This window comes from Bordetella petrii, from assembly GCF_017356245.1.
In the GTDB taxonomy this organism is placed as follows: Bacteria; Pseudomonadota; Gammaproteobacteria; order Burkholderiales; family Burkholderiaceae_B; genus Bordetella_A; species Bordetella_A petrii_D.
On sequence record NZ_JAFMZZ010000001.1, the window covers coordinates 2,420,639 to 2,444,640 of the forward strand.

Sequence of the window (24,002 nt, forward strand, 5' to 3'; positions counted from 1 at the left end):
GCGGCATGCGGCGCAACCCCATCGAAAAAATCGAAACCTATCTGGTGGACCGCTGGTGCATCGTGCGCGTGATCTGCGCGGATGGCACCAGCGGCATTGGCGAGGCCGGCGTGCACGCCTGGCCGGGCCCCACGGCCGCCATGGTGCGGGCCATGTCGGCCTATCTGGTCGGCAAGGATCCGGCTCTGATCGAGCACCATGCCCAGTACCTGTTGCGCAACCTGCACTTCGGCGGCGCGGTGATCGCCGGCGCGATCTCGGCATTGGACATCGCGCTGTGGGACATCAAGGGCAAGCAGCTGCAAGCCCCCATCCACGATCTCATGGGCGGCAGCACGCGCGACAAGGTGCGCTGCTACATCCATATTCATGGCGACAGCACCGAGGCGCTGGTGCAGGCAGCGCTGGCGCGGCGCGGGGAAGGCTTCACCGCGGTGCGGTTTTCTCCGTTCGCCCCCCGCCACTACCGGCATCGCTCGTTCGAAGGCTGGGCCGCCGAGGCCCGCCAGCGAGTGGGCGCCGTGCACGAAGCGGTCGGCAAAGACATGGACCTGTGCATCGAATTGCACCGGCAGATGGATCCGGCGCAATCCATCGCGCTGGCGCAGCGGCTGCGGCAGTTCCACCCCTACTTTTACGAAGACCCCATGCTGCCTGGCAGCCCCTCGCGCATGGCCGAGGTACAGGCGCGCGGCGGCCTGCCGGTGGCCACGGGGGAACGGTTTACGTCGATCCACCAATTCCAGCAAGTGCTGGCCCATGCGGCGTGCGATTTCATCCGCCCGGACGTCTGCATGTGCCTCGGGCTCACCGGAGCCAAAAAGGTGGCCGCGCTGGGCGAAGCGCATCATGTGAAGATCATTCCACACAACCCCCTGTCGCCGATTTCCACCGCCGCCTGCGTGCAGCTCGACGCGTGCATCCCCAATTTCGCGTTGCAGGAATACACCGGCGAAGACCAGCCTCCCAAGCGCGACCTGGTCAAGCGCCCGCTGGTCTTGCGCGACGGCTACCTCGAGGTGCCGCAGGCGCCGGGCCTGGGCATCGAACTGAACCTCGAGGCAATCGCGCAGCTGCCGGCCAGCCCCTGCGAGCCTGCGGTGCCCATCGGGCTGGACGGCTCGGTACAGGACTGGTGAACCCGCGTCGGCATGGCCGGTTCATGGATGAATACGGATTGCGCTTGCGTTTTTTCGCAAGCCGCGGGATGCTGCCACCGTCGTCGTGCCGACCTCATCATCCACCATGCCATCAACATCCACCAACCCGCCGCCGTTTCCACTGCGGCGCCTGCGCGGCGCCGACGCCGCCCCCTACCGGGACCTGCGGCTCGAATCGCTGCAGGCCTCGCCCACGGCCTATGGCAGTTCCTGGGAAGAAGAAAGCGCGCAGCCGCTGGAATGGTTTGCCCACCGCCTGGAACACAGCTGGACGCTGGGCGGCTGGCTGGGCGAGCGCCTGTGCGGCACTGCCGCCGTCATTGCGCACGAACAGCTCAAGATGCGGCACAAAGGCATTATTGTTGGCGTGTATGTACACCCGGATGCCCGTGGGCTGGGCATGGGGCAAGCCTTGATACGCGGGCTGATCGCGCATGCCGGCGGCCGGCTGGACACGCTGTTGATAAGTGCCGAAGCGTCCAATACTCCCGCCCGCCGGCTATACCAGAAGCTGGGGTTCAAGGAATACGGGCGCGAGCCGCGCGCCATGAAAATCGATGGCCGCTTCTACGATGAAGTACTGATGGCGCTGCAGCTGCTGGCCGCTACTCCGGCCGCGGGCCGGCCGGCGCCGCCACCGGCGGGGGAACCGACGCCGAACGGGTAACCAGCACCTGGTCGACCCGGTAAGTGTCCACATCCAGCACCTCGAACTGGTAGCCGCCCAGGGCGACCACGTCGGTGCGGCGCGGTACGCGGCGCAGCGCGTCCATCAGGAAGCCCGCCAGCGTTTCGTATTCTTCGCCGTGCAGGTGCTCTTCGATGCCCAGCACGCGGCCCACGTCCTGGATAGGCGTGGCGCCGTCGATCAGCCACGAGTTGTCGTCGCGCTGGATGATGAGTTCTTCGTCCCAGGGCGACACCAGTTCGCCCATCACGGTGCTCATGACGTCATTCAGCGTGACCAGCCCCACGACCAGGCTGTATTCGTTGACGATCATGGCGAAATCTTCGCCCACCTGGCGGAACTGCTCCAGCACTTCGGCCAGGGTCAGCCTGTCGGGCACCACCAGCACCTTGTGAATCAGCTTGCTGTCGGTCAGGGCGATGGACTGGCCGTTCAGCAGCCGCTGGTACAGGTCGCGCGTGTCCACGTAGCCGACCACGTGGTCGATGTCGCCCTTGCAGACCGGATAGGTGGAAAACGGCTCTTCGGCGATGCGGGCCCGGATGATGTCTTCGGGGTCGTCCTGCAGGAACCAGGCGATGCGGTCGCGCTGCGTCATGGCGCTGGACACGGTGCGCGTATCGAGCTCGAAGATGTTTTCGATGATGCGCTGCTCGCCGCGCGCCAGCACGCCCGAGCGCGTGCCGGCTTCGGCCAGCGCCAGAATGTCGTCCGAGGTGATGCGCTCATCGCGCCGCGTGGGCAGCCGCAGCAGGCGCATCAGTTGTTCGGCCGTGTGCGAATACACCCAGACCAGCGGCGAGAAAATGCGCACCAGCACGCGCATGGGGCCGATCACCGCCAGGGCGAAGCGCTCGGGCTCGGCCATGCCCGCCTGCTTGGGAATCAGGTCGGTCAGGATGATGAACAGCGACGTGACCAGCACGAACGAGCCCAGGAACCCCAGCGACGCGGCCAGGTCGGCGGAAAGCCAGTTGCCCAGGAAGCGCGAGAACGTCGGGCTGAAAATGCCTTCGCCCACGATGCCGCCCAGTATCGCCAGCGCGTTGACGCCGATCTGGATGGCCGTGAAGTAATGCCCCGGCTGCTGCTGCACGCGCAACACTTCTTCGGCGCGCGCGTCGCCGTCTTCGGCAAGCTGCCGCAGGCGCAGGCGGCGCGAGGCGGCGATGGCGATCTCGGCGACAGAGAAAAATGCCGCCGCGACAAGCAGCGCCAGCAGCAGCAATAGATTCTGGCCGAGCGTCATCAAGGAAAGCGGGCGTGGCGCCGCCCGCAAGAGCGAGAGATGCTACAGATTCTACCCGCCCTGCCGGGTTGCCGCGCTCAAGCCACGGCTACCGGGATTTTCCCGATGCGCGCCTGCCATTCTTTCGGGCCAGTGGTGTGCACCGAGGTGCCCTGCGAGTCGACCGCCACGGTTACCGGCATGTCTTTTACGTCGAACTCGTAGATGGCTTCCATGCCCAGGTCTTCGAAGGCCAGCACACGGGCCTGGCGGATGGCCTTGGACACCAGGTAGGCCGCGCCGCCCACGGCCATCAGGTAGGCCGACTTGTGGTTGCGGATGGCCTCGATGGCCACCGGGCCGCGCTCGGACTTGCCGATCATGGCGATCAGGCCGGTTTTGGCCAGCATCATGTCGGTGAACTTGTCCATGCGGGTGGCGGTGGTGGGGCCGGCCGGGCCGACCACTTCGTCGCGCACCGGATCGACCGGGCCCACGTAGTAGATGACACGGTTGGTGAAGTCCACCGGCAGGGGCTCGCCCTTGGCCAGCATGTCTTGAATGCGCTTGTGGGCGGCGTCGCGGCCGGTCAGCATCTTGCCCGACAGCAGCAGGGTCTGGCCGGGCTTCCAGCCGGCCACTTCTTCAGGCGTGAGCGTGTCCAGGTTGACCTGCTTGGACTTGTTGTAGTCGGGCGCCCAGTGCACCTCGGGCCATTCGGACAGCGAAGGCGGATCGAGGCGCGCGGCGCCAGAGCCGTCGAGCACGAAGTGCGCGTGGCGCGTGGCGGCGCAGTTGGGGATCATGGCCACGGGCTTGGACGCCGCGTGCGTGGGGAAGGTGTTGATCTTGACGTCGAGCACGGTGGTCAGGCCGCCCAGGCCCTGCGCGCCGATGCCCAGCGCGTTGACCTTTTCGTAGAGCTCGATGCGCAGCTCTTCCAGCTTGTTCTGCGGGCCGCGGGCCAGCAGTTCGTACATGTCGATGTCGTCCATCAGCGACTGCTTGGCCATCAGCATGGCCTTTTCGGCCGTGCCGCCCACGCCGATGCCCAGCATGCCCGGCGGGCACCAGCCCGCGCCCATGGTGGGCACGGTTTTCAGCACCCAGTCGACCAGCGAATCGCTGGGGTTCAGCATGGCGAACTTGGATTTGTTTTCAGAGCCGCCGCCCTTCGAGGCGATCTGCACGTCGACCTTGTCGCCCGGGACGAGTTCGACGTGCAGGATACAGGGCGTGTTGTCGCGGGTGTTCTTGCGGGCGAAGATCGGGTCGTCGAGCACCGAGGCGCGCAGCGGGTTGTCGGGGTTGGTGTAGCCGCGGCGCACGCCTTCGTCGCACAGTTCTTGCAGGGTGCGTTTGGTATCGAAGCGCACGTCCATGCCGACCTTCAGGAAGACGTTGACGATGCCGGTGTCCTGGCACAGCGGGCGCTTGCCTTCGGCGCACATGCGCGAATTGGTCAGGATCTGCGCCATCGCGTCGCGCGCGGCCGGGCTTTCTTCGCGCTCGTAGGCGCGGGCCAGGTGGCGGATGTAGTCGACGGGATGGTAGTAGCTGATGAACTGGATGCCATCGGCAATAGACTGGACGAAGTCTTCTTCTTTGATGAGGACGGACATGGCGGTATGGGCAGAAGCGGAAAAAAGGGAAACGCGCGGCCAGGCGGGCGGGCCGCGCGCGGTCAACAGCTTATTTTATGACCGGTGCGGGAAAGGCTTATTTGCCCTGCCACACGGGTTTGCGCTTTTCGGCGAAAGCGGTGGCGCCTTCCTTGGCGTCGGCCGAGGTGAAAATGTGCGCGATCAGGGGGCGCTGGCGGTCGAACATGCCGTCTTGTTCCCAGTCGGTGGCCTGGGCCACGATGCTCTTGGCGGTCTGCACCGCCAGCGGGCCGTTTTCCACAATGACGCGGGCCAGTTCCAGGGCGCCTTCCAGGGCCTTGCCCGGCTCGGTCAGGCGGTTGACCAGCCCGTAGCCGTGGGCGCGCTCGGCGCTGAGCATGTCGCCCGTAAGAATGATTTCCATGGCAATGTGGTACGGCAGGCGGCGCGGCAGGCGCAGCATGCCGCCCGAGCCCGCCACCAGCCCGCGCTTGACTTCGGGCAGGCCGAACTTGGCATTGCTGGCGGCCACGATCAGGTCGGCGGCCAGGGCCATTTCGCAGCCGCCGGCCAGGGCATAGCCTTCGACGGCGGCGATCAGGGGCTTGCGCGGCGGCCGCTCGTTCAGGCCGGCAAAGCCGCGGCCTTCGACCAGCGGGCGCTGGCGGCTTTGCGCAAAGGCCTTCAGGTCCATGCCCGACGAAAACGTGCCGCCCGCGCCGGTCAGGATGCCGATGCGGATGTCGTCGCGGCTGTCCAGCTGGTCCAGCGCGGCGGCCATGGCCTGCGCGGTTTCCAGGTTGATGGCGTTCTTGGCTTCGGGGCGGTTGACGGTAATGATCTGGATACCGTCGACCACTTCGACTTTGATCAGGTCGGACATGCGGGGCTCCTGGGCGGGCGCGCGGGCCCGCGGTTATCTATAAGACTTGGGGGATACCGAATCATACGACTATCCGGGGAATGGGGCGGGCGGTCACTATATTGAACGGGGCAGAGCGTGCTTGAACCAGGTGTCTGGCTTCCTGCGGGAGCCAGACACCGCCTACGAATGCCGCGCCAGTTGCGTCACGGCCGCGACCAGCCGGTCGAGCTCCGCCCCCGAGGTCAGGTAGCTGACCGAGGCCCGCGCCACGCTGTCCAGGCCGCGCGTCCGCATGTCCAGCGGCGTGTAGGGCACGCCGTTGGCGGTGATGTTGATGCCTTGCCGCGCCAGCGCCTGGCGCACGTCGGCGGCGGGCATGCCGTCCAGGTTGAACGACACCAGGGCCGAGCAGGCCTCGCCCAGGTCGTGCAGGGTGACGCCGGGAATGCGCGCCAGGCGGTTGCGCAGCGCGCCGGCATTGGCGTCGATGCGGGCGCGGATCGCCTCGATGCCCAGGTCCAGCGCTTCCTGCAGGGCGTTGGCCAGCCCGCACAGCAGCGCCGCGGGCTGTTCGCTGGTTTCCAGGCACTGCGCCCCCGCACGCAGCACCGAGGCGCCGCCGTCGGCGCCGATCGGGGCGGACGAGGTGTCCACGAAAGCCGGCGCCAGGCGCCCGGCGAAACCGTTGCGCACGTACAGCAGCGACAGCCCGCGCGGCCCGCGCAGGTGCTTGCGCACCGGCGCCACCAGCACATCGCAGCCCACGCTGCCCACATCGATGGGCAGCTGCCCCAGCGCCTGGGCGGCGTCAATGATGTAGGGAATGCCGTGGCGGCGCGCAATGGCGCCGATGGCGGCGGCGGGGTTGATCAGGCCGCCGTTGGCGGGCAGCCAGGTCAGCGACACCAGCCTGACCCGGTCGTCCAGCATGGCCTGCAGCGCCGCGGGGTCGGCGCGGCCGTCGGCGTCGCAGGGAATGGGCTCGATGCGGGCGCCGGTCCGGCCGGCCACCTGCTGCATGGTGGCCAGGTTGCCGCCCCATTCGTGCCGGCCCACCAGGATGCGGTCGCCCGGCCCCCATGGCCCCAGCGCGGCGAAGGCGCGGCCCCAGGCGTCGGAACAGCCCGAGGCGAAGGCGATTTCGCCCGGCTGGGCGCCGATCAGCCTGGCCGCCCGCTGGCGGGCCGCGGCCAGGGTGTCCTGGGCCGCCTGGGCGGCTTCCATGGGGCCCAGCGCGGCTTCGCGGTGCAGGTGGTCGATCACCGCCTGCACCGTGGCGGCCGACGGCAGCGAGGCGCCGGCGTGATTGAAGTGCACGATCTGCGCCACGCCGGGCGTGGCCCGGCGCAGGCGCTCGACGTCGGCATCGGATAGGGCGGCTTGGGGCATGGCGGTTCCTGGGGTTTGATCTGGAGGATGGCCTCGGCCTCGACCGCCACGCCGCGCGGCAGCGGCGCCACGCCCAGCGTGGCCTGGCGAGCGGCCCAAGGGATCATGGTAGCGCGTTCAATATCTTTACCACCCGCCGGCGGGCATGAAATTCCCGCGCATGGCGCTCTTATAGTGACCGGAACCGCAGCCCCTTCGTCATCGAGAGACTTCATGCCCAGCACTACCGCCGTTCCCGCCTTCATCAAATCGCCTGCCGCCCGCGCCCAGGACAGCGTCGGCGCGATCGAGGACACCGTCCGCGAGATCATTGCGCAGGTGCGCGCCCGCGGCGACGCCGCCGTGCGCGAATATTCCCTGAAATTCGACCGCCAGGACACGCCTGTGCTGGAAGTGGGCATGGAGGCCCGCCTGCACGCCGTGGCCGGCCTGGACGACCAGACGCGCCAGGACACCGAGTTCGCCATCGAGCGCGTGCGCGCCTTCGCCCAGGCCCAGCTGGCCACCATGCTGCCCCTGGAAATCGAGGCCCTGCCCGGCCTGCACCTGGGCCACCGCGTCATTCCGGTGCAGCGCATCGGCGCTTATGTGCCGGGCGGCCGCTATCCCATTCTGTCGGCGCCTGTCATGACCATCGTGCCGGCCAAGGTGGCCGGCTGCGAAGAAGTGATCGCCTGCCTGCCGCCGGGCGCGCACCCGGCCATGATCGCCGGCTGCCATCTGGCGGGCGCCGACCGCATTTTCCTGGTGGGCGGGGCGCAGGCGATTGCCGCCATGGCCTGCGGCACCGAGTCGATTCCCGCGGTGGACAAGATCGTGGGGCCGGGCAATGCCTACGTCAATGAAGCCAAGCGGCAAGTGTTCGGCGAAGTCGGCATCGACCAGTTGGCGGGCCCCAGCGAGATTTTCGTGGTGGCCGACGAGACGGGCGACGCGGACATGATCGCCACCGACCTGCTGGCCCAGGCCGAGCACGACGTGCGCACCCGTGTCGGCCTGATCACCACCAGCGAGCCGCTGGCGCGCGCCACGCTGGCCGCGGTCGAGCGCCAGCTGCAAGACCTGCCCACGGCCGACGTGGCCGGGCGCGCCTGGCACGACTACGGCGAAATCGCCCTGTGCGCCGACGAAGCCGCGATGCTGGCCTATTCCGATCAGGTGGCCGCCGAGCACCTGCAAGTGCACACGCGCGACCCGCACGCCACCGGCCAGAAGCTGCGCAACTACGGATCGCTGTTCATCGGCCCGCTGGCCAGCGTGGTGTATTCGGACAAGTGCTGCGGCACCAACCACACGCTGCCCACCATGGGCGCCGGCCGCTACACCGGCGGCTTGTGGGTCGGGTCGTTCGTGAAGATCTGCACGCACCAATGGCTGGACCCGCGCGGCGTGGCCGCCGTGGCCCCGCCCGCCGTGCGCCAGAGCGCCACCGAAGGCATGGAAGGCCATCGCCGCGCCGCCGCGCTGCGCCTGGGCTGACCTCGCCGCAACGCCTACTATTCACACTCAAGGGGAACAACATGACATTCCGCACATCCGCCGCCGCGCTGGCCATGGCCGCCTGCTTCATCGCGCCGCAGGCCCAGGCCGAATCGCCGTATCCGTCGCGGCCCATCAAGCTGGTCGTGCCGTTTCCGCCGGGCGGCACTACCGATGTCCTGGCGCGCACCATCGCCGATCCGCTGGGCAAGCTGCTCAAGCAGACCGTGGTGGTGGAAAACCGCAGCGGCGCGGCCGGCCGCATCGGCAGCGAATATGTGATCCGCGCCGAACCCGACGGCTATACGCTGGGCATCGCCACGGTCAGCTCGCACGCCGTCACGCCGGTGGTGTACGACAACATCACGTACGACGTCACTACCGACCTGGTGCCCATCACCCGGTTGGCGTCGGTGCCCAATGTGCTGACCATCAGCCCCAAGGTGCCCGCCACCGACATGAAATCCTTCATCGCCCTGCTCAAGAGCCGGCCCAACCATTACACCTATGGGTCCGCCGGCGCCGGTTCCGAGGCCAACATGATGGGCGAGCTGTTCAAGCTGAGCACGGGCACCCAGATGATGCATGTGCCCTACCGCGGCTCGGGCCCGGCCTTGCAGGATGCCCTGGGCGGCCAGATCGCGGCGGTGTTCGACAACCTGCCCTCGTCGCTGCCTTTCATCCGCAACGGCGACCTGAAAGCGCTGGCCATTGCCTACCCGCAGCGCATCGACGCCCTGCCCGACGTGCCCACGTTCGCCGAAGTCGGGTTGCCGGAAGTGAACGACGCGTCGTGGTTCGGCTTGGTGGCGCCCAAGGACACGCCGCCCGAGATCGTGCAGCGCATTTACGAAGCCACCCGCGAAGTCCTGGCCATGCCCGACGTCCGGCAACGGCTGGCGGGCTTTTCGGCGGTGCCGGTAGGCAACCCGCCGGCCGAGTTCGCCGCCGAACTCAAGGCCGAGATCGACAAGCAGCGCAAGACGGCCGAGCGCGCCCACATCAACCTGAAATAAACGGGCAGGCGCCCGCGGAGACCGCCATGGCCACTTCCTACCGCATCCTGGTGGCGCAGTTGTTCCAGGAAACGCACGGCTTCACGCCCGTGGCCACGCCGCTGTCGGCCTTCGAGATCGAGGAAGGCCCCGCCATGCTGGCCGCCAATGCGGCGGCCGACTCGGTGCTGGGCGGCATCCTGCGCACCCTGCGGGCGCGCGGCTGCGAAGCCGTGCCCACCCTGGCCGCGCGGGCCCGGCCGGGCGGCCGCGTGGAAGACGCCGCCTATGCGCGGCTGCGCGACGGCATTCTGCAGGTGGCCCGCCAGGGCGGCTACGATGCCATCGCGCTGTGCCTGCACGGATGCATGCAGACCATCGGGCTGGACAGCGCCGAGGCCGACCTGCTGGCGCGGCTGCGAGGCATCGTGGGGCCGGACATGCCCATCGTGGCGGGCTTCGACCTGCACGCGCACGCCATCCCCGCGATGCTGGGGCAGCTGGACTTCGCCTCGGCCTACAAGACCAACCCGCACGCCGACGCCGCGGCCACCGGCGAACGCGTGGCGACGCAGTTGCTGCACATCCTGGACAGCGGCCGGCGGCCGGTGGGCGCCAGCGTGCACGTGCCCATGCTGACGCGCGGCAACGACGAAACCGCGCAGGGCCCGCTGGCCGACCTGCACGCGCGGGCAAGCGCCGCCGTAACCGCCGGGCGGGGCCTGATCGACGTGTCCATTTTCAACGTCAACCCGTTCATCGACGGCGCCGGCGTGGGCCAGACGGTAGCGGTATACGCCCAGCCGGACGCCCGCGGCGCGGCGCGCCAGCTCGCCGTGGAACTGGCGCAAGGCCTGTGGGACGGGCGCGACCGCTATGTGCACGACTTGCCCGACGTGGCCGGCCTGCTGCGGGCGCATGGCGACGATCCGCGCAAGCTCATCATCGGCGACTTCGGCGACCGCGTGCTGGCCGGCGGCCCGGGCGACAGCCCGCATGTGCTGGAGCGCTGCCTGGCGCTGACCGGCAAGCGTATCGCCGCCGTCATTACCGACCCCGACGCCCTGGCGCAATGCCGCCGGGCCGGCCTGGGCGCCGAGATGGCGCTGCAGGTGGGCGGCGCCTATTCCCCCGATTGCCCCGCCCTGGCCGTAAGCGGGCGCGTCGCGGCCCTGGGCGACGGCGTGTTCCGCAACCGCGGCGTATTCATGCGCGGCGCCACCCTGCGGCTGGGGCCCTACACCGTGCTGCGCCACCCCCGCTACGACCTGCTGATCACCCAGGACGCCATCATGTCGCAAGACCCGGGCTGCTACCTGGATGCCGGCATCGACCTGGACGCGGCCGATATCATCGTGGTGAAGTCGGGCTACCACTTCAAGCTGGCCTTCGACACCCTGGGCGCGTGCGCCTGCGCCGAAACGCCCGGCCTGACGGGGTACCACCCCGAACGCCTGCCGTTCGGCCGCGCCCGCCCGCTGTACCCGCTGGACGAGATCGCGTTCCGGCCCGCCCCGGTCGATTTGCCCAGGCGATCCGCGGCGTCGCCGGGGTATGGCCAGGTGTCAGGCTCCCCAGGTGCCTGACACCAAAGTGTGCAGCGACTGTCTCAATATAGAACGGTGTCAGGCACCTGCGGAGCCTGACACCTGCCAATAGCGCCCGGCTAGCCCCTGGCGGCGTGTATCCTGCCTGGCAGGGCTTTCCAAGGGGGACCACGCCATGCCGAGAATCGGTGCAGATATCAGGGAACTACGTCGCCGGCGCGGGCTCGGCATACGCGAGGTCGCGCAGCGCTCGGGCGTATCGCACGCCTCGATCTCGCTGATCGAGCGCGACAAGATCAGTCCGTCGCTGGACACCCTGGCCGCGGTGCTGGACGCCCTGGGCACCACCATCGTGGGCTTTTTTTCCAGCAGCCGGCTGCTGGTGGCCGAATCGCCTTTTTACGGCCCCGAAGACCTGCCCGAAATCGGCAAGGCCAGCACCATTTCGTACCGCATGATCGGCAGCCGCTTCGCCAACCGCGCCATGCTGATGATGCAAGAACGCTACGCGCCGGGCGCCGATACGGGCCAGCTGTTCAGCCACAACGCCCAGGAAGCCGGCCTGGTCACCGCCGGGGCCATCGAGGTCACCGTGGGCGACAAGACCCGCGTGCTCGAGGCGGGCGACGCCTATTATTTCGACAGCCGGGTGCCGCACCGTTTCCGCAACGTGGGCGACGGCACCAGCGAGATCGTCAGCGCCGTCACGCCCCCCACCTATTGACCCCGGGACAGGCCGGCGGCCCCGCCCGCGCCCCGGGCCAGTTAAAATGGCCGGTTTCCTGCGCCAGGCGGCCGGGCCGCCCGCGCGCCGGCCTTGTTGCACGGCGCCCCGAATTCCAAGAATCCTATGCTCACTTTTCAGCAAATCATCCTTACGCTCCAGGACTACTGGGACAAGCAGGGCTGCGCCCTGCTGCAGCCATACGACATGGAAGTCGGCGCCGGCACCTCGCACACGGCCACGTTCCTGCGCGCCATCGGCCCCGAGCCCTGGCGCGCCGCCTACGTGCAGCCCTCGCGCCGCCCCAAAGACGGCCGCTATGGCGAAAACCCCAACCGCCTGCAGCACTATTACCAGTACCAGGTGGTGCTCAAGCCCGCGCCGCCCGAAATCCTGGACCTGTACATCGGTTCGCTGAAAGCGCTGGGCATCGATCCCACCCAGCACGACATCCGCTTCGTCGAAGACGACTGGGAAAACCCCACGCTGGGCGCCTGGGGCCTGGGCTGGGAGGTCTGGCTGAACGGCATGGAAGTCACCCAGTTCACCTACTTCCAGCAAGTGGGCGGGCTCGACTGCACGCCCACCACCGGCGAAATCACCTACGGCCTGGAACGCCTGGCCATGTACCTGCAGGGCGTGGAAAGCGTGTACGACCTGGTCTGGACCGAAGGCGTGAACGGCAACCGCGTGCTGTACCGCGACGTGTTCCACCAGAACGAAGTCGAGCAGTCCACCTACAACTTCGAGCACGCCTCGGCCGACATGCTGTTCGCGCACTTCAACGACTACGAGGCCGAAGCCAAGCGCCTGATGGACGTGCCCCTGGCGCTGCCGGCCTACGAGGCCACGCTGAAGGCCGCGCATACCTTCAACCTGCTCGACGCGCGCGGCGCCATCAGCGTCACCGAGCGCGCCGCCTACATCGGCCGCATCCGCAACCTGTCGCGCGCCGTGGCGCAGGCTTATTACGATTCCCGTGAACGACTGGGCTTCCCCATGCTGACGAACCGCCGCGCCGGGGAGGCTGCCTGAATGACGACGAACCTCCGCCCCCTGCTGGTCGAACTGCTGACCGAAGAACTTCCGCCCAAGGCCCTGCAGAAGCTGGGCCAGGCCTTTGCCGAGGGCGTGCGCGCCACCCTGCACAAGCACGGCCTGCTGACCGACGGCTGCCAGGCCACGGCCTTCGCCACGCCGCGCCGCCTGGCGGTGCGCCTGTCGCAGGTGCTCGACCAGGCGCCTGATCAAGACTACGCCGAAAAGCTCATGCCCGTGAAAGTGGGCCTGGACGCCGACGGCAGCCCCACGCCAGCCCTGCTGAAAAAGCTGGCCGCCAAGGGCCTGGAAGGCATCGACCCGGGCAACCTGGCGCGCGAGTCCGACGGCAAGCAAGACTACCTGGTCGCGCGCGGCACCGCGCCCGGCGCCCGGCTGGCCGACGGCCTGCAGGAAGGCCTGCAGGCCGCCATCGACGGCCTGCCCATTCCCAAGGTCATGCGCTACCAGCTGGCCGACGGCGTCACCACCGTGAAGTTCGTGCGCCCGGCGCACGGCCTGATCGCCCTGCATGGCGCCGCGATCGTGCCCGTGTCGGCCCTGGGCCTGTCGGCCGGCCGCCGCACCCTGGGGCATCGCTTCATGGCCGATGCGCCGGTCGACGTGGCCGACGCCGATGCCTACGAAACCGTGCTGGCCGAACAGGGCCGCGTGGTGGCCTCGTTCGAGGCGCGCCGCGCCGAGATCGACAGCCAGCTGCAGGCGCACGCCGCGCGCCTGGGCGCCACGCTGGGCACCGATCCCGAAGTCGCCGCCCTGCTCGATGAAGTCACCGCCCTGGTCGAGCACCCCACCGTCTACGAAGGCCAGTTCGACGAGCAGTTCCTGCAGGTGCCGCAGGAATGCCTGATCCTGACCATGCGGCTGAACCAGAAGTACTTTCCGCTGTTCGACCCGGCCACCGGCACGCTGACGCACCGCTTCCTGATCGTCAGCAACATGCACACCGCCAACCCGGCCAATATCGTCGAGGGCAACCAGCGCGTGGTGCGTCCGCGCCTGGCCGACGCCCAGTTCTTCTTCGACACCGACCGCAAAACTCCGCTGGCCGCGCGCGTGCAGCAGCTGGGCAGCATCGTGTATCACAACAAGCTGGGCACCCAGCTCGAACGCGTGGAACGCGTGCGCGCCATTGCGCGCGGCGTCGCCGGGCTGTTGGGCGGCGACGCCGCCGCCGCCGACCGTGCCGCCCTGCTGGCCAAGGCCGACCTGGGCACCAACATGGTGGGCGAATTCCCCGAGCTGCAGGGCATCATGGGCGCGTACTACGCGGCCGGCGACGGCGAACCCGACGACGTGGTGCAGGCGCTGCGCGGGCAATACCGCATCAGGCTCGAAACCCCGGTCACGGCCGGCTCGCTGACCGCCGCCGTGCTGTTCATCGCCGAACGCGCCGAAACCCTGGTGGGCATCTGGGGCATCGGCCTGGCGCCCACCGGCGAGCGCGACCCCTTCGGCCTGCGCCGCGCCGCGCTGGGCCTGATCAGCGCCTTCGAACAACTGGCCGCGGGCGGCCTGCTGGCCGCCAGCGCCAGCGGCCCGCTGTCGCTCGACGGCCTGCTGGAACTGGCCGCCGGCACCTTCCCGGCCGGCAAGATTCCGGCCGCCACGGTGCCCGAAGTGCGCGCCTTCATCTACGAGCGCTACCGCAACCAGCTGGCCGCCGAATTCGACCGCAACGCCGTCGACGCGGTGATCGCGCTGGCGCCGCCCCTGCACCAGGCGGGCGCGCGCGTACGCGCGGTGACGGCGTTCGGCCAGCTGCCCGAAGCCGCCAGCCTGGCCGCCGCCAACAAGCGCATCGGCAACCTGCTCAAGAAGGCCGAAGGCGAGATCGGCGCGGTCGACCCGGCCCGCCTGGCCGAGCCCGCCGAACAGGCGCTGGCCGCCGCCGTGGCGGCCCTGCGCCCGCAGGCCCAGGCCCAGCTGCAGGCCGGCGATTTTGCCGGCAGCCTCAGCACGCTGGCCCAGGCGCGCGAGCCGGTCGACGCCTTCTTCGCCGACGTCATGGTCATGGCCGACGACCCGGCCGTGCGCGCCAACCGGCTGGCGCTGCTGGCGCAGCTGCACGGCCTGATGAACCAGGTGGCCGACATTTCCAGGCTGGCACAGTGAAGCTCATCGTCCTCGACCGCGACGGCGTCATCAACCAGGACAGCGACGCCTTCGTCAAGAACCCCGACGAATGGATCGCCCTGCCGGGCAGCCTGGCGGCCATCGCCCGGCTGTCGCAGGCCGGCTATACGGTGGTGGTGGCCAGCAACCAGTCCGGCGTGGCGCGCGGCCTGTTCGACATGGCCACGCTCAACGCCATCCACGCCAAGCTGCACCGCGAGCTGGCCCTGGCCGGCGGCACCATCGACGCCATCTTCCTGTGCCCGCACGGCCCCGACGACGGCTGCGCCTGCCGCAAACCGCTGCCCGGCATGTACCACGACATCGCGCGCCGCTACGACACCGACCTGACCGGCGTGCCCGCCGTGGGCGACTCGCTGCGCGACCTGCAGGCCGCCGCGGCGGCCGGCTGCGCGCCCTGGCTGGTACTGACCGGCAACGGCGCGAAAACCCGCCAGGGCAGCCTGCCCGACGGCACCCGCGTCGCCCACGACCTGTCGGCCGTGGCCGACGCCCTGCTGCAGGAAGCCTGACCCCATGGCCTGGTTGCGTTCGCTGTTGTATATGGTGTTCCTGGTGGTTACGGTCATTCCGTACGCCATCGCCTGCATCCTGTGGGCCCCCCTGCCGCTGCACTGGCGCTACAAGCTTACGGTGGGCTGGCCGCGCCTGGCCATCTGGGGCGCGTGGGTCTTCTGCGGCATCCGCTGGCAGATCAAGGGCGCCGAAAACCTGCCCGACGGCGGCTGCATTCTGCTGTCCAAGCACCAGTCGGCCTGGGAAACCCTGTTCTTCCCGGCCCACATGCCGCGCGAAGTCTGCTACGTGTACAAGAAAGAACTGCACATGCTGCCGTTCTTCGGCTGGGGCCTGGCGCTGTTGCGCATGATTCCCATCGACCGCTCCAAGGGCCGCGATGCCTTCGAGCAGGTCATCCGCCAGGGCAAGGTGCGGCTCGAAGAAGGCCGCTGGCCGCTGCTGTTTCCCGAAGGCACCCGCGTCCCCCCTGGCAAGACCGCGCGCTTCAAGATGGGCGGCGCGCTGCTGGCGTCGCGCACCGGCGCGGTGGTGATCCCTGTGGCGCACAACGCGGGCGAATGCTGGCGCCGCAATGCCTTCGTGAAACGGCCCGGAATGATCACCGTATCCATCGGGCCCGCGATAGAATCGCAAGGAATTTCCCCCGACGAGCTCAACGCCAGGGTGCAGGCCTGGATCGAAGGGGAAATGCGCCAACTCAATCCCGAAAGGTATGCCCAGCAACGGCCAGCTTGAACTTCTGTTCGCCGAACCCGCCGCCCCGGCGCCCCGCGCGCCCGAGGCCGCCCCCCTGCTGACGCCGCCGCCCGCCTTCGCCCCCGCCGCAACCGTTGCCACGCCGCGGCCCGATCCGCTGCCGCCCGGCGCGCGCTGGCGCGAAGTGGCCACCGAACAGCAGGCCATCGGCTTCGTGCTGCTGCGCTCGCGCCGGCGCAGCATCGGTTTCGTGGTGGCCGACGACGGGCTGCGCGTCACCGCGCCCACCTGGGTCACGCTCACCCAGATCGACGACGCGGTGCGCGAAAAAGCCCGCTGGATCCTGGCCAAGCTGCGCGACTGGCAGGCCCGCAAAGAACAGCTGGCCCTAGCCCAGACCCGCTGGCAGGCCGGCGGCGAACTTCCCTACCTGGGCAAGCGCATCGTGCTGGGCGTGGGCGCCGAGTTCCGGCAGGCGCGCCTGTCGGGCGATGCCGACGCCCCCTGCGACGGCGACACCCTGTGGCTGGCGCTGCCCGCCGACGCCGACCCGTCGCGCATCCGCGATGCCGCCCAGGCCTGGCTGCAGCAGCGCGCCGGCACCCTGTTCGGCGCCCGCCTGGCGCATTTCCTGCAGGCCAGCGGCCTGAAAATCCGCCGCTGGCGGCTGTCGTCGGCGGCCACCCGCTGGGGCTCGTGCACCAGCGACGGCAACATCATGCTGAACTGGCGCCTGATCCACTTCGCGCCGGCCATCATCGACTACGTCATCGCGCACGAACTCGCGCACCTGCGCGAAATGAACCACAGCCACGATTTCTGGGCCGAGGTCGGCAACATCCTGCCCGACTTCGAAGAAGCCAAGAACGTGCTGCGGCGGCACGACCCCGCCAGCCTGCCGCAGTTCTAGCCCCATGGAACTGCGCCAGCTTCGCTATTTCGTCAAGGTGGCCGAATGCGGCAGCATGGGCCGCGCCGCCGCCGACCTGGGCGTGGTCACCTCGGCGCTCAGCCAGCAGATCAGCCGCCTGGAAAGCGAACTGTCCACGCGGCTGCTGACGCGCACGTCCACCGGCGTGATGCCTACCGATGCCGGGCTGGCCTTCCTGCGGCAGGCCCAGCTGGCCCTGCGCCATGCCGACGGCGCCGCCCAGGCGGCCAAAGAATCGCGCCTGACCGGGCAGGTCAGCATCGGCCTGGCGGCCACCACGGCCTCGGTGCTGGCCCTGCCTTTCATGCGCGCCATGCGCGAGCGCTACCCCGACGTGCGGGTGCGCCTGGTCGAAACCCTGTCGGGCTACCTGACCAGCATGCTCAATGCCCGCCAGCTCGACCTGGCGATCGTCTTCCAGGCCGAGGCGGCGCGCCGCTGGAGCGTGCTGCCGCTGATCGACGAACGCCTGTTCCTGATCGCCCGCCCCGACCTGCCGGGCCTGCCGCCGGAAGGCCCGGTGCGGCTGCGCGATGTCGGCGGCCTGCCCTACCTGCTGCCCGGCATGGCCCACGGGCTGCGCTCGCTGGTCAGCAGCGCGTTCAGCCGCGTGCACGTCGAGCCCAATCTGGTGGCCGAGATCGACGGCCTGGATGTGCTGATGGACCTGGTGCGCAACGGCTTCGGCGCCACCATCCAGCCCGGCGCGGCCACCGTGCGCCTGCAGGGCGAGCCGCTGGCGCTGCGGCTGATCTCCGACCGCCACCTCAGGCGCCACAACCTGCTGGTCAGCCTGTCCGACGACGAACTGTCGCCGGCCGCCCTGGCGGCGCGCGTGCTGCTGGCGCGCACGGCCAGCGAACTGGTCCATTCCGGCGCCTGGCCCGGGGCCACTCTTCACAAATCGTGAACAGCCATTGAGGATACCGGCGTAGCGGGCGGCGCCGCTCCCGCCCTATAGTCACGGGCTGACTATAGGAATTTTTCCAATGATCGACGTACTGGTAATCGGCGGCGGCAACGCGGCGCTGTGCGCCGCCCTGATGGCGCGCGAAGCGGGGGCCAGCGTGTTGCTGCTGGAGGCCGCGCCCCGCGAATGGCGCGGCGGCAATTCGCAGCACACGCGCAACCTGCGCTGCATGCACGACGCCCCGCAAGACGTGCTGGTCGAGGCCTACCCCGAAGAAGAATACTGGCAAGACCTGCTCAAGGTAACGGGCGGCCTTACCAATGAACACCTGGCGCGCCTGGTGATCCGCGAATCGTCCACCTGCCGCGACTGGATGCGCAAGCACGGCGTGAATTTCCAGCCGCCGCTGTCGGGCGCACTGCACGTGGCGCGCACCAATGCCTTCTTCATGGGCGGCGGCAAGGCGCTGGTCAATGCCTACTATCGCAGCGCCGAGGCGCTGGGGGTGCAGATCCGCTACGACACCCTGGTCGATTCGCTGGAACTCGACAACGGCCGCTTCGTGGCGGCACGCGCCGGCGCCGAACGCTTTACCGCGCGCACCTGTGTGCTGGCTTCGGGCGGCTTCGAGTCCAACCGCGAATGGCTGCGCGAGGCCTGGGGCCAGAACGAACGCGGCGAATGGCCGGCCGACAACTTCCTGATCCGCGGCACGCGCTTCAATACCGGCGTGCTGCTGAAGTTCATGATCGAGGCCGGCGCCGACACCATCGGCGACCCGTCGCAGTCGCACTGCGTGGCCATCGACGCGCGCGCGCCGCTGTACGACGGCGGCATTTGTACCCGCATCGACTGTGTATCGCTGGGCGTGGTGGTCAACCGCGAGGCCAGCCGCTTCTACGACGAAGGCGAAGACTTCTGGCCCAAGCGCTATGCCATCTGGGGCCGGCTGACCGCCATGCAGCCCGGGCAGATCGCCTATTCCATCATCGACAGCAAGGCCGTGGGGCGCTTCATGCCGCCGGTATTCCCGGGCGTGCAGGCCGACACCCTGCCCGAACTGGCGCGCAAGCTGGGCCTGGACGAAGCCCGCTTCATGCAGACCCTGTCCAGCTACAACGCGGCCTGCCGCGTGGGCACGTTCGACCACACCTCGCTCGACGACTGCCACACCGAAGGCGTGCAGCCCGCCAAGACCCACTGGGCCCGCCCCATCGACACCCCGCCCTACTACGGCTATGCGCTGCGGCCCGGCATCACCTTCACCTACCTGGGGCTGAAGGTGGACGACACCGCCGCCGTGCGCTTTAACGACCGGCCCAGCGACAACCTGTTCGTGGCCGGCGAAATGATGGCCGGCAACGTACTGGGCAAGGGGTATACCGCCGGGGTCGGCATGTCCATCGGCACGGCCTTCGGCCGCATCGCCGGCACGCGCGCCGCCGCGGCGGCGCTGGCGCAACGGGCAACAGGAGCACAACGTGAAGCAGCTTGAAGAACTCACCCGCCAGGCGCGCGCCGCGGCCGCGCCGGCCATGACCGGCATGGCGGCCGAACAACCGGTGCAATGGCACGCCAAAGCCGCCGCGCCCGCCGCCCTGAGCGAAGATGAAACCGAAGTGGCGCGCGTCATGCAGATATGCAATGCGTGCCGCTATTGCGAAGGCTTCTGTGCCGTTTTCCCGGCCATGACGCGCCGGCTGGAGTTCGGCAAGGCCGACATCAACTACATGGCCAACCTGTGCCACAACTGCGGCGCCTGCCTGCACGCCTGCCAGTACGCGCCGCCGCACGAGTTCGGCGTGAACGTGCCGCGGGCCATGGCCAAGGTGCGGGTGCAAACCTACACCGACTATGCCTGGCCGGCCGCGCTGGGCAGGCTGTACAAGCACAACGGCCTGACCCTGTCGCTGGCCGTGGCCGGCGCCCTGGCGCTGTTCCTGGTGCTGACCGTGGCCATCACCGGCGGGCTGCTGCACGAACCGCTGGCCGGCAACTTCTACGCCATCTTCCCGCACAACACGCTGGCGCTGATGTTCGGCCTGGTGTTCCTGTTCGCCATCGTGGCGCTGGGTCTGGGCGTGGCGCGCTTCTGGCGCGACGTGTCGCCCGGCGCCGCCAGCGGCGCGGCCGTGGCCGAAGCCACCCACGACGCGCTGCGGCTCAAGTACCTGGACGGCGGCCACGGCAAAGGCTGCAACAACGCCGACGACGCCTTCACGCTGGCGCGGCGCCGCTTCCACCACCTGACGTTCTACGGCTTCATGCTGTGCTTTGCCGCCACCTGCGTGGCCACGCTGTACCACTACGCCTTCGGCTGGCAGGCGCCCTACCCGGTCACCAGCCTGCCGGTGCTGCTCGGCACGGCGGGCGGCATCGGCCTGCTGGCGGGCCCGGCCGGCCTGCTGTGGCTGAACCTCAGGCGCCATCCGCTGCAGGGCGACGCGGCGCAGCGCCCCATGGACCGCGGCTTCATCGCGCTGCTGTTCCTGACCAGCCTGACCGGCCTGCTGCTGCTGGCCCTGCGCGACACACCGGCCATGGGCCTGCTGCTGGCCATTCACCTGGGCATGGTCATGGCGCTGTTCCTGACGCTGCCCTACGGCAAGTTCGCCCACGGCATCTACCGCTGCGCGGCGCTGCTGAAATGGGCCATTGAAAAACGCCAGCCCGACCCGTTGAAACTGGGGGCCGACTGACGCGGGCGGCGCGCCGCCGGGCGGTTTGCTACGATGTAAGCCTGGCCGCAAGGCCTGGCCTCATCTAGCACAAGGAATTCCCCCATGCGTCTCTTGCACACCATGCTGCGCGTCGGCAACCTGGACCGATCCATCGACTTCTACACCAATGTCCTGGGCATGCGGGTGCTGCGCCGCAAAGACTACCCCGACGGCAAGTTCACGCTGGCCTTCGTGGGCTACCAGGACGAAAGCGAAGGCGCCGTCATCGAGCTCACCCACAACTGGGACACCGACCACTACGACCTGGGCAACGGCTACGGCCACATCGCCCTGGAAGTCGACGACGCCTACGACGCCTGTGAAAAGGTCAAGCAGAAAGGCGGCAAGGTCACGCGCGAAGCCGGCCCCATGAAGCACGGCACCACGGTCATCGCCTTTGTGGAAGACCCCGACGGCTACAAGATCGAGTTCATCCAGCACAAGGGCCGGGCCGACTGACCCCTGCCGCGCACGCCGCCATGATCCACACCATTCTCAAGATGGGCGACCCGCGCCTGCTGCGGGTTGCCCAGCCGGTCGGGCAATTCGACACCCCCGAACTGCACGCGCTGGTGGCCGACATGTTCGAAACCATGGTGCACGCCCAGGGCGTGGGCCTGGCGGCCCCGCAGATCGGCGTCGACCTGCAGCTGGTGATTTTCGGGTTCGAGCACAACGAGCGCTATCCCGACGCCCCGCCGGTGCCGCTGACGGTGCTGTGCAACCCCGTGATCACGCCGCTGTCGGACGAACGCGAAGACGGCTGGGAAGGCTGCCTGTCGGTGCCGGGCCTGCGCGGCCTGGTGCCGCGCTACCGGCGCATCCGCTACAGCGGCCGCGACCCGCACGGCCAGGCCATCGAGCGCGAAGCCGAAGGCTTCCATGCGCGCGTGGTGCAGCACGAATGCGACCACCTGATCGGCCGGCTGTACCCGTCGCGCATCGAAGACTTCTCGAAGTTCGGCTTCACCGAAGTGCTGTTCCCGGGCATGGACCCCAACCGCGACGACTGATCGCCAGGTGTCTGGCTCCGCAAGGTGCCAGACACCGACGTGCGCAGCGACTGTCTCAGCAACACGGTGTCTGACACCCGCTACGCGGGAGTCAGACACCTGCCTACGTTGCCTTGCGCTCGAACGCGCCCGGCGCGAAGTCGTCTACCGCCACCACCTGCGCCACTGCCGCCTCGGCGGCTTCGATCTGGCGCGCCTGGTCGTCGCTGATGGCGCCGCCGCGATGGGCCTCGCGCCAGTCGCGCACGCCTTCGCGGCGCAGGCGGTCGTACAGGGGCTGCACGGCGTTGACCAGCGCGAAGGCGCGTTCCAGCTGCGCCACCGGATCGGCGCCGTCGCCGCGCTGCAGGTCGGCGGCCAGGCGGTCGCGGGTGGCCGAAGGCGCCAGCAGCAGGTCGGCGCAGTCGCGGGTCAGGGCATCGCCGGGCCCGCGGTTCAGACGCACCGGCAGCACCACGGCCCGCAGCAGCCAGGCCAGCGGCCGCGCGGGCAGGTTGGCCAGCACCTGGTCGATGCGCGTTTCGATGCGGGCGCAGCCGTCGTCCATGCACCAGTGCACCAGCGGCAGGTCGACGTGGCGGCGCCCGTCGTCTTCCCAGCGCTTGAGCACGGCCGACAGCAGGTAGAGTTCGGCCAGGATGTCGCCCAGCCGCGCCGACAGCATTTCGCGGCGCTTCAGCGCCCCGCCCAGCGACCCCATGGCCGCGTCGGCCAGCAGCGCGAAGGCCGACGCATAGCGGCCCAGGCGCCGATAGTGCCGGGCCGTGGGGCCGGTGGCTGGCGCCGGCGCCAGCAGGCCGCCCGTCCAGGCGCGGCCCCAGGCGCGCAGCGTGTTCTTGGCGGCGTGCCCCATGTGCTTCCAGAAGACCTCGTGGAACGCCTGCGCGCCGCGGGTTTCGTCGCTGTCGCCCAGCGCGGTGACTTCGCGCATCAGGTAGGGGTGCGCGCGGATGGCGCCCTGGCCGAAGATGATCAGGCAGCGCGTCAGGATGTTGGCGCCTTCTACCGTGATGGCGATGGGCACGGCGCGGTACAGCGAGCCCAGGTAGTTGGCCGGGCCGTCGATGACCGCCTTGCCGCCGTGCACGTCCATGGCGTCGTTGACGGACTCGCGCATGCGCTCGGTGGCGTGGTATTTCATGATGGCCGACACCACGGCCGGCTTCTGGCCCTGGTTGAGCGCCGCGCAGGTCAGCCGGCGCGCGGCCTCGACCAGGTAGGCGTTGGCGGCCAGGCGGCCCAGCTTTTCCTGCACGCCTTCGAAACGGCCCACCGGAATGCCGAACTGCTGGCGCACGCGCGCGTACATGCCGGTGACATGGGCGCAGTACACCGCCGCGGCGGCCGACAGCGACGGCAGCGAAATGCCGCGCCCGGCCGCCAGCGCGCTCATCAGCATCTGCCAGCCGTGGCCGGCCTTGGCCGGGCCGCCGATCAGGGCGTCGAGCGGCACGAAAACGTCTTTGCCCTGGTTGGGGCCGTTCTGGAACACCTGCATGGACGGCAGGTGGCGGCGGCCGATGGTGACGCCCGGCGCGTGGGTGGGCACCAGCGCCACCGAAATGCCGATGTCGGCCGGCCCGCCCAGCAGGCCGTCGGGGTCGTGCAGCTTGAAGGCCAGCCCCAGCACCGTGGCCACCGGCCCCAGCGTGATGTAGCGCTTGTGCCAGTTCAGGCGGATGCCCAGCACTTCCTGGCCGTCGACCGTCTGGCGGCACACGACGCCGGTGTCGGTCATCGAGGCGGCGTCGGAGCCGGCCTCGGGACTGGTCAGGCCGAAGCAGGGCACCTCGGTGCCGTCGGCCAGGCGCGGCAGCCAGTAATCGCGCTGCTCGGGCGTGCCGAACTGCAGCAGCAGCTCGCCCGGCCCCAGCGAGTTGGGCACCATGACGGTGACGCCGGCGGTGACCGAGTGCGCCGAAATGCGCCGCACCACCTCGGAATGTGCGTAGGGCGAGAACCCCAGCCCGCCGTACGACTGCGGGATGATCATGCCGAAGAAGCGCTGTTCGCGCATGAAGCGCCAGACGGGCTCGGGCAGATCGCCATGGGCCCATGTGATGTCCCATTCGTTGAGCATGGCGCACAGTTGCGCCACCGGGCCGTCCAGGAACCGCTGCTCGGCCTCGGTAAGCGTGGCCTGCGGCACGGCCAGCAGCTTGTTCCAGTCGGGGTTGCCGGTGAACAGGTCGGCGTCCCACCAGACATCGCCGGCCTCGATGGCTTCGCGTTCGGTGTCGGAAAGGCCGGGCATTGCGCCGCGGGCCCAACGGTAGGCGGGATCGGAAATGCGGCGGCGGCGCCAGGCGTTGAAATCCATGTTCAACCTATTATGAGGG

At 69.1% G+C, this 24,002-nt stretch carries 21 protein-coding genes; 16 read left to right on the plus strand and 5 right to left on the minus strand.

From position 1 onward, the window contains the following. Positions 1-5: 5 nt before the first annotated feature. Together J2P76_RS11690 and J2P76_RS11695 are read left to right on the plus strand one after the other, a co-directional pair. The gene (locus J2P76_RS11690) at positions 6-1,139 is read left to right on the plus strand and encodes a mandelate racemase/muconate lactonizing enzyme family protein (protein ID WP_207407548.1); all 1,134 of its coding nucleotides are present in this window, start codon (positions 6-8) and stop codon (positions 1,137-1,139) included. A gap of 106 nt (positions 1,140-1,245) precedes the next feature. Further along, complete coding sequence (locus tag J2P76_RS11695) at positions 1,246-1,827, plus strand: GNAT family N-acetyltransferase (RefSeq protein WP_207407550.1); 582 nt, start codon at positions 1,246-1,248, stop codon at positions 1,825-1,827. On the opposite strand, the gene J2P76_RS11700 is transcribed toward J2P76_RS11695, so the two are convergent. The 4 genes from J2P76_RS11700 to J2P76_RS11715 all read right to left on the minus strand — a co-directional run bounded on the left by J2P76_RS11700 (position 1,766) and on the right by J2P76_RS11715 (position 6,934). Continuing rightward, the gene (locus J2P76_RS11700) at positions 1,766-3,097 is read right to left on the minus strand and encodes a hemolysin family protein (protein ID WP_207407552.1); all 1,332 of its coding nucleotides are present in this window, start codon (positions 3,095-3,097) and stop codon (positions 1,766-1,768) included. The two genes, J2P76_RS11695 and J2P76_RS11700, sit on opposite strands and share 62 nt — an antisense overlap. 77 nt (positions 3,098-3,174) lie before the next feature. Continuing rightward, a complete protein-coding gene (locus J2P76_RS11705) occupies positions 3,175-4,698 on the minus strand; it encodes a fumarate hydratase (RefSeq protein ID WP_207407554.1) in 1,524 nt (507 codons plus the stop codon). 97 nt (positions 4,699-4,795) lie between these two features. Further along, positions 4,796-5,563 carry a crotonase/enoyl-CoA hydratase family protein gene (locus tag J2P76_RS11710; RefSeq protein ID WP_207407556.1) on the minus strand — a complete coding sequence of 256 codons (768 nt, stop codon included), beginning with the start codon at positions 5,561-5,563 and terminating at the stop codon, positions 4,796-4,798. Between the two features lie 162 nt (positions 5,564-5,725). Continuing rightward, positions 5,726-6,934: an aminotransferase class V-fold PLP-dependent enzyme gene (locus tag J2P76_RS11715; protein ID WP_207407558.1), complete on the minus strand. Its 1,209-nt coding sequence runs from the start codon at positions 6,932-6,934 to the stop codon at positions 5,726-5,728. 213 nt (positions 6,935-7,147) lie between these two features. On the opposite strand from J2P76_RS11715, the gene hisD reads away from it, so the two are divergent. The 14 genes from hisD to def all read left to right on the plus strand — a co-directional run bounded on the left by hisD (position 7,148) and on the right by def (position 21,663). After that, entirely contained in the window at positions 7,148-8,413 is a 1,266-nt protein-coding gene (hisD, locus tag J2P76_RS11720) for a histidinol dehydrogenase (protein ID WP_207407559.1), read from the plus strand. 41 nt (positions 8,414-8,454) lie between these two features. After that, the gene (locus J2P76_RS11725; protein WP_207407561.1) at positions 8,455-9,429 is read left to right on the plus strand and encodes a Bug family tripartite tricarboxylate transporter substrate binding protein; all 975 of its coding nucleotides are present in this window, start codon (positions 8,455-8,457) and stop codon (positions 9,427-9,429) included. 26 nt (positions 9,430-9,455) lie between these two features. Next, the gene (locus J2P76_RS11730; protein ID WP_207407563.1) at positions 9,456-10,994 is read left to right on the plus strand and encodes a M81 family metallopeptidase; all 1,539 of its coding nucleotides are present in this window, start codon (positions 9,456-9,458) and stop codon (positions 10,992-10,994) included. Positions 10,995-11,130: 136 nt separating this feature from the next. Beyond that, positions 11,131-11,679 carry a cupin domain-containing protein gene (locus J2P76_RS11735; protein ID WP_207407565.1) on the plus strand — a complete coding sequence of 183 codons (549 nt, stop codon included), beginning with the start codon at positions 11,131-11,133 and terminating at the stop codon, positions 11,677-11,679. A gap of 126 nt (positions 11,680-11,805) precedes the next feature. Further along, complete coding sequence (glyQ, locus tag J2P76_RS11740) at positions 11,806-12,714, plus strand: glycine--tRNA ligase subunit alpha (protein WP_207407567.1); 909 nt, start codon at positions 11,806-11,808, stop codon at positions 12,712-12,714. After that, positions 12,715-14,853: a glycine--tRNA ligase subunit beta gene (glyS, locus tag J2P76_RS11745; protein ID WP_207407569.1), complete on the plus strand. Its 2,139-nt coding sequence runs from the start codon at positions 12,715-12,717 to the stop codon at positions 14,851-14,853. It abuts the gene before it with no gap. Then, a complete protein-coding gene (gene gmhB / locus J2P76_RS11750) occupies positions 14,850-15,386 on the plus strand; it encodes a D-glycero-beta-D-manno-heptose 1,7-bisphosphate 7-phosphatase (RefSeq protein WP_207407571.1) in 537 nt (178 codons plus the stop codon). The genes glyS and gmhB overlap by 4 nt, the downstream gene beginning before the upstream one ends. A gap of 4 nt (positions 15,387-15,390) precedes the next feature. Then, positions 15,391-16,128 (plus strand): lysophospholipid acyltransferase family protein, encoded by a 738-nt coding sequence (locus tag J2P76_RS11755; protein ID WP_207407573.1) that lies wholly within the window; start codon positions 15,391-15,393, stop codon positions 16,126-16,128. Next, positions 16,106-16,999, plus strand: coding sequence for a M48 family metallopeptidase (locus tag J2P76_RS11760; protein WP_207407575.1), 894 nt, complete (start codon positions 16,106-16,108; stop codon positions 16,997-16,999). Before J2P76_RS11755 ends, J2P76_RS11760 begins: the two co-directional genes overlap by 23 nt. Positions 17,000-17,003: 4 nt before the next feature. Then, on the plus strand, positions 17,004-17,930 hold the full coding sequence (locus tag J2P76_RS11765; RefSeq protein ID WP_207407577.1) for a LysR family transcriptional regulator: 927 nt from the start codon (positions 17,004-17,006) through the stop codon (positions 17,928-17,930). A gap of 79 nt (positions 17,931-18,009) precedes the next feature. Then, the gene (gene tcuA, locus J2P76_RS11770) at positions 18,010-19,425 is read left to right on the plus strand and encodes an FAD-dependent tricarballylate dehydrogenase TcuA (protein WP_207407579.1); all 1,416 of its coding nucleotides are present in this window, start codon (positions 18,010-18,012) and stop codon (positions 19,423-19,425) included. Further along, entirely contained in the window at positions 19,412-20,629 is a 1,218-nt protein-coding gene (gene tcuB, locus J2P76_RS11775; protein WP_347565305.1) for a tricarballylate utilization 4Fe-4S protein TcuB, read from the plus strand. The genes tcuA and tcuB overlap by 14 nt, the downstream gene beginning before the upstream one ends. A gap of 84 nt (positions 20,630-20,713) precedes the next feature. Next, complete coding sequence (gloA, locus tag J2P76_RS11780) at positions 20,714-21,109, plus strand: lactoylglutathione lyase (protein ID WP_207407581.1); 396 nt, start codon at positions 20,714-20,716, stop codon at positions 21,107-21,109. Positions 21,110-21,129: 20 nt separating this feature from the next. Next, complete coding sequence (def, locus tag J2P76_RS11785) at positions 21,130-21,663, plus strand: peptide deformylase (RefSeq protein ID WP_207407583.1); 534 nt, start codon at positions 21,130-21,132, stop codon at positions 21,661-21,663. Positions 21,664-21,766: 103 nt separating this feature from the next. Here def and J2P76_RS11790 read toward each other — a convergent pair whose 3' ends face one another. Further along, positions 21,767-23,983, minus strand: coding sequence for an acyl-CoA dehydrogenase (locus J2P76_RS11790; RefSeq protein ID WP_207407586.1), 2,217 nt, complete (start codon positions 23,981-23,983; stop codon positions 21,767-21,769). Positions 23,984-24,002 lie beyond the last annotated feature (19 nt).

Coding starts and splice junctions, on each gene's coding strand:
- J2P76_RS11695 (WP_207407550.1), top strand. CDS start 1,246: ATGCCATCAACATCCACCAACCCGCCGCCGTTTCCACTGCGGCGCCTG.
- J2P76_RS11735 (WP_207407565.1), top strand. CDS start 11,131: ATGCCGAGAATCGGTGCAGATATCAGGGAACTACGTCGCCGGCGCGGG.
- tcuA (WP_207407579.1), top strand. CDS start 18,010: ATGATCGACGTACTGGTAATCGGCGGCGGCAACGCGGCGCTGTGCGCC.
- def (WP_207407583.1), top strand. CDS start 21,130: ATGATCCACACCATTCTCAAGATGGGCGACCCGCGCCTGCTGCGGGTT.
- J2P76_RS11760 (WP_207407575.1), top strand. CDS start 16,106: ATGCCCAGCAACGGCCAGCTTGAACTTCTGTTCGCCGAACCCGCCGCC.
- glyS (WP_207407569.1), top strand. CDS start 12,715: ATGACGACGAACCTCCGCCCCCTGCTGGTCGAACTGCTGACCGAAGAA.
- J2P76_RS11790 (WP_207407586.1), bottom strand. CDS start 23,983: ATGGATTTCAACGCCTGGCGCCGCCGCCGCATTTCCGATCCCGCCTAC.
- J2P76_RS11730 (WP_207407563.1), top strand. CDS start 9,456: ATGGCCACTTCCTACCGCATCCTGGTGGCGCAGTTGTTCCAGGAAACG.
- hisD (WP_207407559.1), top strand. CDS start 7,148: ATGCCCAGCACTACCGCCGTTCCCGCCTTCATCAAATCGCCTGCCGCC.
- J2P76_RS11700 (WP_207407552.1), bottom strand. CDS start 3,097: ATGACGCTCGGCCAGAATCTATTGCTGCTGCTGGCGCTGCTTGTCGCG.
- J2P76_RS11690 (WP_207407548.1), top strand. CDS start 6: ATGCGGCGCAACCCCATCGAAAAAATCGAAACCTATCTGGTGGACCGC.
- gloA (WP_207407581.1), top strand. CDS start 20,714: ATGCGTCTCTTGCACACCATGCTGCGCGTCGGCAACCTGGACCGATCC.
- J2P76_RS11765 (WP_207407577.1), top strand. CDS start 17,004: ATGGAACTGCGCCAGCTTCGCTATTTCGTCAAGGTGGCCGAATGCGGC.
- J2P76_RS11705 (WP_207407554.1), bottom strand. CDS start 4,698: ATGTCCGTCCTCATCAAAGAAGAAGACTTCGTCCAGTCTATTGCCGAT.
- J2P76_RS11710 (WP_207407556.1), bottom strand. CDS start 5,563: ATGTCCGACCTGATCAAAGTCGAAGTGGTCGACGGTATCCAGATCATT.
- J2P76_RS11725 (WP_207407561.1), top strand. CDS start 8,455: ATGACATTCCGCACATCCGCCGCCGCGCTGGCCATGGCCGCCTGCTTC.
- glyQ (WP_207407567.1), top strand. CDS start 11,806: ATGCTCACTTTTCAGCAAATCATCCTTACGCTCCAGGACTACTGGGAC.
- J2P76_RS11715 (WP_207407558.1), bottom strand. CDS start 6,934: ATGCCCCAAGCCGCCCTATCCGATGCCGACGTCGAGCGCCTGCGCCGG.
- J2P76_RS11755 (WP_207407573.1), top strand. CDS start 15,391: ATGGCCTGGTTGCGTTCGCTGTTGTATATGGTGTTCCTGGTGGTTACG.